This is a genomic window from Streptococcus sp. E24BD, from assembly GCF_041807825.1.
Lineage (GTDB): Bacteria > Bacillota > Bacilli > Lactobacillales > Streptococcaceae > Streptococcus > Streptococcus entericus.
Genome location: NZ_JBGTZB010000051.1, coordinates 1 through 8598 on the forward strand (window position 1 = coordinate 1; position 8598 = coordinate 8598).

The 8598-nt window shown below is 47.8% G+C and carries 5 protein-coding genes and 3 pseudogenes; 7 read left to right on the forward strand and 1 reads right to left on the reverse strand.

Annotated features, from left to right (window positions below; translation table 11 throughout):
- Positions 1–346 precede the first annotated feature (346 nt).
- The 7 genes and pseudogenes from ACERC5_RS09355 to ftsY form a co-directional block, all read left to right on the forward strand.
- Positions 347–1606, forward strand: coding sequence for a UDP-N-acetylglucosamine 1-carboxyvinyltransferase (locus tag ACERC5_RS09355; protein ID WP_373659629.1), 1260 nt, complete (start codon positions 347–349; stop codon positions 1604–1606).
- Positions 1607–1790: 184 nt separating this feature from the next.
- A complete protein-coding gene (msrB, locus tag ACERC5_RS09360; protein ID WP_018367809.1) occupies positions 1791–2234 on the forward strand; it encodes a peptide-methionine (R)-S-oxide reductase MsrB in 444 nt (147 codons plus the stop codon).
- On the forward strand, positions 2231–2989 hold the full coding sequence (locus ACERC5_RS09365) for an alpha/beta fold hydrolase (RefSeq protein WP_373659628.1): 759 nt from the start codon (positions 2231–2233) through the stop codon (positions 2987–2989). The genes msrB and ACERC5_RS09365 overlap by 4 nt, the downstream gene beginning before the upstream one ends.
- A complete protein-coding gene (locus ACERC5_RS09370; RefSeq protein ID WP_373659627.1) occupies positions 2982–4169 on the forward strand; it encodes an Mbeg1-like protein in 1188 nt (395 codons plus the stop codon). Before ACERC5_RS09365 ends, ACERC5_RS09370 begins: the two co-directional genes overlap by 8 nt.
- A gap of 78 nt (positions 4170–4247) precedes the next feature.
- Positions 4248–5024: pseudogene (locus ACERC5_RS09375) on the forward strand (HAD-IIB family hydrolase); the annotation flags it as partial.
- A gap of 30 nt (positions 5025–5054) precedes the next feature.
- A complete protein-coding gene (locus tag ACERC5_RS09380; RefSeq protein WP_373659630.1) occupies positions 5055–5885 on the forward strand; it encodes a Cof-type HAD-IIB family hydrolase in 831 nt (276 codons plus the stop codon).
- A 727-nt stretch (positions 5886–6612) separates the two neighbouring features.
- Positions 6613–7533: pseudogene (ftsY, locus tag ACERC5_RS09385) on the forward strand (signal recognition particle-docking protein FtsY); the annotation flags it as partial.
- 54 nt (positions 7534–7587) lie between these two features.
- Here the strand turns inward: ftsY and ACERC5_RS09390 are convergent.
- A pseudogene (locus ACERC5_RS09390) lies at positions 7588–8598 on the reverse strand (ISL3 family transposase); the annotation flags it as partial.

Sequence of the window (8598 nt, forward strand, 5' to 3'; positions counted from 1 at the left end):
CTTTCTAATGAGTTGTTTAAGCACTTTTCATTGTAGGTCATATGGAACTTTTTTTCTACACTCAAAAGGCTCTATAATCTCCATGGTGGATTTACCCACTACAGAAATTATAGAGCCGTTTTTTGGATGGCTTTTGCCTGTCGATATTTAGGTCATTGAGTAACTTTATTTGTGGAATAGCCATAGTTCAAAGTTTCCCCCTTAGTTATCCTCTTTCAGATGCAATAGACTGAATATTAGGACGTTTGAATGACAATTGGTAACTCGTCTCCATATTTGTCAAAAGGTTTGAAGTGTGATAGAATGGTACAGGTAAATCTTGAGATAAAGTGAAAGAATGAATTGTATGAGTAAAATTATTATTACAGGAGGGCGTCCACTCAAGGGTAATATTCCTGTTTCTGGAGCAAAAAATTCGGTTGTAGCCCTGATTCCTGCTATGATTTTATCCGATGAGCCAATCACCCTAGATGGTGTGCCGGATTTAAGCGATGTGGCCAATTTGGTTGAGATGCTTAGTTTGCTGGGTGTCAAAGTCAATCGCCAGCAGGAGAGTTTGACAGCAGACCCATCAGGTCTTGTCAATCGGCCCATACCACCTGAGATGATTAGTCAGTTGCGGGCCTCTTATTACTTTTATGGCAGTTTGCTAGGGAGATTTGGCTATGCCAAGGTCGGTTTGCCGGGTGGCTGTGATTTAGGTCCTAGACCGATTGACCTCCATCTAAAAGCCTTTGAAGCCTTGGGTGCTCAAGTAACCTATGAGGGAGACCATATGATTCTCTCTACAGGTGGTCGTCGCTTGCAAGGGGCGCATATCTTTATGGATACAGTCAGCGTTGGGGCAACCATCAACACCATGATAGCGGCTAGTCTTGCTCAGGGTCGGACTGTGATTGAAAATGCAGCACGGGAACCTGAGATCATTGATGTGGCCATCTTGCTTAATAACATGGGGGCGCGTATCCGCGGAGCTGGCACAGCTGTTATTACGATTGACGGTGTTGAACGTCTCGGTGGAACACGCCATCAAGTGATTCCCGATCGCATTGAGGCTGGTTCTTACATCGCACTGGCTGCTGCGGTTGGCGAGGGCATCTGCGTGACCAATGTGCTTTATGAGCACTTGGAAAGCTTTATCGCCAAACTAGAAGAGATGGGCGTGCGCATGGTTGTCAAAGAAGATGCTATTTTTGTTGAGAAACAAGAAGCTCTCCGTGCAGTGGATATCAGCACATCGCCTTATCCTGGTTTTGCAACTGATTTGCAGCAACCGTTGACCCCGCTATTACTGAAGGCTCAAGGGCGCGGAAAAATCAAAGATACGATTTATGAAAAGCGGGTGAACCATGTCCCAGAATTAGCACGTATGGGGGCGGAGATTTCAACACTCGGCGGTCAGATTATTTATACAGGTGGCAAGCCCTTATCAGGTGCGGAAGTGCGTGCGACTGATTTGCGAGCTGGGTTAGCCCTGATTACCGCAGCTTTGATGGCTGATGGCCAGACAGTGATTACAGATATTGAACATATCCTCAGAGGGTATTCTAATATCATTGAAAAGCTTCAGGCACTCGGTGCTGATATTACCTTAGTTGACGAGTAACAGGTAGTATTTCTGAGTTAATTGTCTTCATAAAGCTTGTTCAAACCTTATTTTCAAAGCAGATAAATTTAAAACAGCTAGCAAGCATCAGACAGAGTTTCTGATGCTATTTTCATGTTATCCTGTATGTTGCTTTGGCGACAAACCTTAAAATGTGGTAAAATCTAGTCAAGGAGGTCATACGATGACAGAAACAAAAGAAGAACTGCGCCAGCGGATTGGTGACTTGGCTTACCGAGTGACCCAAGAATCAGCAACTGAGCGTCCTTTCACAGGGGAGTACGATAATTTTTTTGAAAAAGGTATCTATGTGGATATCGTTGGTGGTGAGGTCTTGTTCTCATCGCTGGACAAATTTCCCGCCCACTGCGGTTGGCCTGCTTTTAGCCAACCGATTAACAACCGTGACCTGACCCATCACGATGACAGTTCCTACGGCATGCGGCGGATTGAAATCCGCAGTCGTCAGAGCAATTCCCATCTGGGGCATGTTTTCAACGACGGTCCTCGTGACAGAGGGGGCTTGCGCTACTGCATCAACTCGGCAGCCCTGAAATTTATCCCCTATGAGCAAATGGCAGAGCTCGGTTACGGCGACTATTTGAGCTTGTTTGAGGAGGAGGTATGACGGTTTATTTCCTAGATGGGCTGGGAAGTAACCGCTACTACGCAGCTGACTTACTGGTAGCCTTGGCAGATAGAGGGGTAAGGGTCAATTATCTGCCACTTCCTGGTCACCCTGATAACCTCGAACAGTCGGTGGTAAGCAATGAAGCGTTACTAATCTGGTTAAGTCAACAGTTACCAGAAACGCCTGTGACCCTGCTCGGCTATTCTCTTGGAGCAGACATCTCAGCAGCGTATGCCTACGCTTATCCTTGGCGCGTGAGCCAACTAATCCTGTTAGATGGGGCCTGTATTGATCTTTCGTCTTTACCACTTGAGGAGGAATTGGCTGGTGCTCAGGCCTACTTGGAGGGGCAGGTTTTTGCAGACATGGCGGAGCATCTGAGTCAGGCGCGTGAGGGGAGTGAGAGTTGGTCAGCCAACCTTGAGCGAGCAGAGCAGGAGGCCTACCTCTATGATGAGGTGGCTGGGGTCTATCGCTTGCGGCTCAACCAGGAGGCGGTAATGGGGCTGTTGACAGCTCGCCGACAGTGCCATCAGCCCTTGCAACAGGCAGATTTTAGGACACCGACGACGGTCATCATCAGTGACCAGCCGTCAGATGTTTTAGAGCAAAAAGAGCGCTATTTAGCTAACTGTCCAGTTTATGTCTCTTATCAGGTGCTGCCAAACAGCCATCATGATTTCTACATGGCGCGTCCGGCTGAGACTGCTGAGTTGATTATGTCTTGTCTCGCGGAGGGTACTCATGGCTAATATCAAAGACTATGTGCTGGCAAACGGTCATCGATCCTTTGACGACCTCCCGCTCAATGAGTTGGACATTGCCTGTCTAAACGAACTCGGCTATTTGACTTTTGGTGAATACCTGCCAGAAACGCTTGACCATCACAGCTATCATCGACTGGTTGACCTACTGGGGAAACTTGCGGTTGCTGAGTTGGAACAGCCAGCCTATGATTTCCTGGTGACACCAGCACGGGTTGAACTCCTACGAGCAGTCTTAACCAGTCAGCGATTTGGTGATGTAGAGCTAGGCTACTATGTCAATGATGTTAACCCCGACTACGGCAGGCAATTCGCTGCCATGGTCATGTGCTTGCCCAGCCTTGGGCATACCCAGTTGATTTTTCGTGGCACAGATGATAGTTTGATTGGCTGGAAAGAGGATTTCAACATGTCCTACATGCGAACCATCCCTGCCCAGCAGGCGGCATTCAGTTACCTCAGAGCATTTTTGATGGATTTCTCAGGCAAATTGGTGGTCTCTGGTCACTCTAAAGGTGGCAATCTAGCGCTCTATGCTAGCAGTTTGGTTCCAGCAACCTTACAAACAAAGATCAGTGCTGTCTATGTTTTCGACGCTCCTGGACTTCATCAGTCTGTCCTCAATTCTCCTGGTTATCAGACCATTCGACCAAGGGTCAAGGCTTTTCGGCCTGAAGAGGCTATCGTTGGCATCATGCTAAGCTCAGATGTGGCTTATGAAACGGTGATTAGCCAAAACAAGAGGCTGTTGCAACACGATATGTCGCATTGGCAGGTGTCGGAGACGGCTTTTTTGAGAAGCTCTCAACTTAGCCAATTTAGCCTGAGTCTAGAGAAAACCTTCAATGATTGGCTTAATCAGTACTCAAATCAAGAACTAAAACTCTTTTTTGATACCTTTTTTGACTTGTTTTTCACCTCTGGCATTGCCAGCCTAAACGACCTATCAACCCCTGATCCCGTTCGTGCCAGAGCTATGCTAAACACGTTGCGCCATCTGGATAAACCCCGCCGTGAGTTTATGATCAAAGCGGTCAACCAACTGATGAGCCTCTATGGTAAACACGCCTTGGCGGATCGGCAGCGAGGTCCAGCTTATTGGGAGGATATTTTGGGAAAATGGCAGAGCAGGTCTACAAAGTCCCTAGAAACAGCTGACGATGCGTAGAGGGAGCTCAATGATTGTTCGTCTAGATGAGTTGCTCTCTAGCTATCAAAATCGCTGAAAATTTGTTACAATAGAAGCATGACGCGGATAAAAAAACTTTTTGTGTCCGACATGGACGGTACTTTTTTGAATGGCCAAGGCGGCTATGACCGCAAACGTTTGGTTGCTCTGCTAGATGATTTTGACCGCTTGGGCTATCTCTTTGCGGTGGCTAGTGGTCGCGGTTTATTAGCCTTGGATCAGCTTTTTGCAGGATTGACTGATCGTATCGCTATGATTGCTGAAAATGGGGCTTTCGTCCGTTATCAAGACCAGGTAATTTTTGAAGATACGATGCTTCCAGATGAGGTTGCAAGAGTTGTTGAAGCCCTTAGGCACAATCCCTACCTGACAGAGGACAAGTACTTGCTGTCTGGGCAACGCGGCTCTTATGCCACCCAACAAGCGGCTACTACTTACGTTGCTGATTTGGCGCATTACTATGAAAACCTGCAACAGGTTGATGATCTACTAGTTGTTGATGACAATATCTACAAGCTCACTGCTCAGTTTACCAAGAACACTCTGTTAGACGGGATTGCTACCTTTAATCAGCGAGAAACTGGTTTTGTGGCCGTGGCTGTCGGAGATGATTCGGTTGATATTATTCGGCAAGGGAGCAATAAAGCTCTTGGTCTTATGAAACTTTGTCAACAGTTAGGGCTAGATGTGAGTCAGGTGACTGCCTTTGGGGACAATGGGAATGATCTGGAACTAATGAGTCAAGTTGGACAGGCGATAGCGGTTGATAATGCCATTCCAGCCATTAAAGAACGGGCTAGTCAGGTGATTGGTCATCATGAGACAGGTGCTGTGTTGACCTACCTGGAACAAGCGGCCGCAGCCATTAAACTGCTGGCTTTGGATCTGGACGGCACCTTGTTCACCACAGACAAGCAGGTCAGTCCAGAAAACAAGGTCGCTCTGCAAATGGCCAAAGAAAAAGGCGTCAATATCGTCATCACGACAGGGCGTCCGCTCAAAGCTATCGGTAATCTGCTGGAAGAGCTGGGACTGCAAGGATGGGACCAGTACAGCATTACCTTTAATGGTGGTCTAGTGCAGCGAAATGATGGGACCGTTGTAGCTCATCACCCGATGAGCGTGGACGAGATTGCTCAGGTGCAGGCGGTGATGGCGCAACTGGCTCTGCCTGTTGATGTCATTAGTGATGGGACGGTTTATTCGATTCCCAGTCAAGGCAAGACATCGCTCTACCACACCGCCAATCCCATGTTGGACTTTATCCAGCTGGACAGCCTTGCCGATTTACCAAAAGACCAGGTCTACAATAAAATCGTCATTGTCTGTGAAGCTGACTACTTAGACCAGCGAATTGCCCAACTACCAGCCAGTCTGAGCCAGCAGTTTGAGGTCTTTAAGTCTCGGGAGATTATCCTAGAAGTCATGCCCAAAGGTGTCCATAAGGCGCAGGGCTTGGCAGACCTATGTCAGATGCTTGGTCTTGCCCCTCATCAGGTTATGACCATGGGTGATGAGGAAAATGACCTGACCATGTTAGCTTGGGCAGGCTGGGGTGTCGCTATGGGCAATGCGGTGCCTGCTGCCAAAGCTGCTGCTCGTCTGTCTGTGACCAGAACCAATGACCAGTCAGGTGTGGCAGAAGCTATTTACCGTTATATCGTGAAGGAGGAGATGACTGATGGGCTTGTTTGATCGCCTATTTGGGAAGAAAAAAGAAGAGCAGGTGCTTCAAGACCCTGTACAGGAGACAACAGCTGAGGATAGTCAGCTGCTCGATGAACCAAACGTTGATGTTTCCACTGTCAGCACTGCTGAGGAAAATACTGTAATGCCCCAGGCAGACCAGGTTGTATTGTCAGAGCAAGATGACTTGGCTAACGAGCGGATAGCTAGTTCTGATGCTGAGCGCGACACTCCTCAGGCCAGTCAACCCGCTCTAGCTCCCCTTGTTGAACCAACAGTGGCGCAGACTGAAAGACAGGATGCCACACCCCTCGAACAAGGCAGTCTGGAACGTCAGGCAGAAGCCTTACCTGTGGACATGGAACAGGAAATTGGATCAGCACCAGCATCTGTTGAGCCAGTCAGTGATTCCAAAACTGATGAGCTCACTGAGCAAATGACCCAGTCAAACTTGGTTGATGAGGTGGTTTTAAGTCAAGTAGACGATGAAACTGACAATCTGGCTGCACCAGCTGACCAGCTGACATCTCCTCTAACCGATGATGCTGCTTTGGCTGCTCAGTTGACCGAACACGGCCAGCATTTTTCAAGCGTGATGGCGAATTATTATGCTAAAAAAGCAGCCGTTAAGGCTGCGGCTGAGCGAGGGGAAGAGTTGGTTTTGGAGAGCATGCAGACGCGACAGGTTGTAGAGCCTGTTTCAGCGCCAGCCCAAGCAGTGCAGCACTCTGAAACCACCGAAGACAAGTACAACCGCACCCTCAAGAAAACCAGAACTGGTTTTGGCGCAAGGCTCAATGCTTTCCTAGCTAACTTCCGTACCGTGGACGAGGAATTTTTCGAGGACTTGGAAGAACTACTCATCATGTCTGACGTGGGTGTGACGGTCGCTACCAAGCTGACAGAGGAGCTCCGCTATGAAGCCAAACTCGAAAAGGCTAAAAAGTCAGACGATCTCCGCCGTGTCATCATCGAAAAACTCGTGGACATCTATGAAAAGGATGGTTTTGAGCAGGAAGCCATCAACTTCCAAAAGGGGCTGACAGTTATGCTCTTTGTTGGGGTCAATGGGGTCGGAAAAACCACCTCAATCGGCAAGCTCGCCCACCAATACAAGCGGGCCGGCAAGTCGGTCATGCTAGTCGCTGCGGACACCTTCCGTGCTGGTGCAGTTGCCCAGTTGGTCGAATGGGGGCGCCGTGTTGATGTACCTGTGGTGACTGGATCTGAGAAGGCGGACCCTGCCTCCGTCGTTTTTGACGGTATGGAAAAAGCTGTCGCTGAAGCCGTTGACATCCTTCTGATTGATACTGCGGGACGGCTCCAAAATAAGGACCACCTCATGGCTGAGCTGGAAAAAATCGGGCGCATCATCAAACGTGTCCTACCAGATGCCCCACATGAGACCCTTCTGGCGCTCGATGCCTCAACTGGGCAGAATGCTCTGGTGCAAGCCAAGGAATTTTCAAAAATCACACCACTGACAGGTTTAGTTTTGACCAAACTGGACGGTACTGCTAAGGGCGGGGTTGTTCTTGCTATTCGTGAGGAACTTGATATCCCTGTCAAATTCATCGGTTTTGGAGAAAAGATTGATGACATCGGTCAATTCCGCTCTGAAGATTTCATGTGCGGTTTGCTTGACGGTTTGGTGTAGATATTAACATCGTATGAAAAGAGGCTCTTTGTCAACTGTAGTGGGTTGACCCACTTAACACCGAGAGAGGACAGTTCTTGTCTTCTCTCGTTTTATGTTTATGGCAATGAAAATGCGAGTTTTGTCTTTTCAAAGTTTCTGAAACCAAAGGCGTTGCGCTTAATGACCTTGATGATGTTGTTGGTTGCTTCAATCTTGGCGTTAGAGTAGGGCAATTCCAAGGCATTGACAATCTTGTCCCTATCCTTCAAAAATGTTCTAAAAACTGTCTGAAAGACAGGATTAACGCTTGAAATCGTCTCCTCAATCAGCCCAAAAAACTGTTCAGCTTGCTTTTCTTGAAAATGAAACAGGAGCAGTTGATAAAGTTCGTAGTGTTCTTTTAGCTCTTGAGAATAGCCGAGCAGTTTAGTGACAACCTCCTGATTAGTCAAGTGCCTGCGAAAAACTGGACGATAAAAGCGTTTATCGCTGAGTTTACGACTGGCTTGTTGGAGTAAACTAGTCCAGTGGACTAGTTTAGCCCGAGCTTGAAAACGAGAGAGCGAGGGTTCCAGTAGCGTTTGAGTGCCTTGTACTCGTGAGAATTTCGATCAAACTGGTTCATTATCTGAACACGTAGCCTGTTCATTGCCCTGCTCATATGCTGGACAATGTGGAAACGATTGAGAACAATTTTAGCCATAGGAAATAGTTTCTTAGCGATGTCGTAATAAGGGCTAAACATGTCCATGGTGATGACCTTAACACGGTTCCTGACGTCTCTCGGATAGCGCAGAAAGTGGTTGCGAATGGTGGCTTGTGTTCGACCATCTAGAATAGCTAGGATTTTGAGCGAGTTAAAGTCTTGAGCGATGAAGCTCATTTTGCCTTTCCTGCTTCAACTAGTCGCTTTTGTATTTTCAAGCTCCTACCTCAAACAGTCCACTGGACTGTTTGAGTCCCAGCTCATGTTAGTTGGTAGCCAGTTCAAGTCTGTCTTGAACTGAAATTCCTTTAGTTTTCGGATGACCGTTGAGGTTGATACGGCTAGGCTTTCAGCGATGGCCGTCATGGCGACTTTCT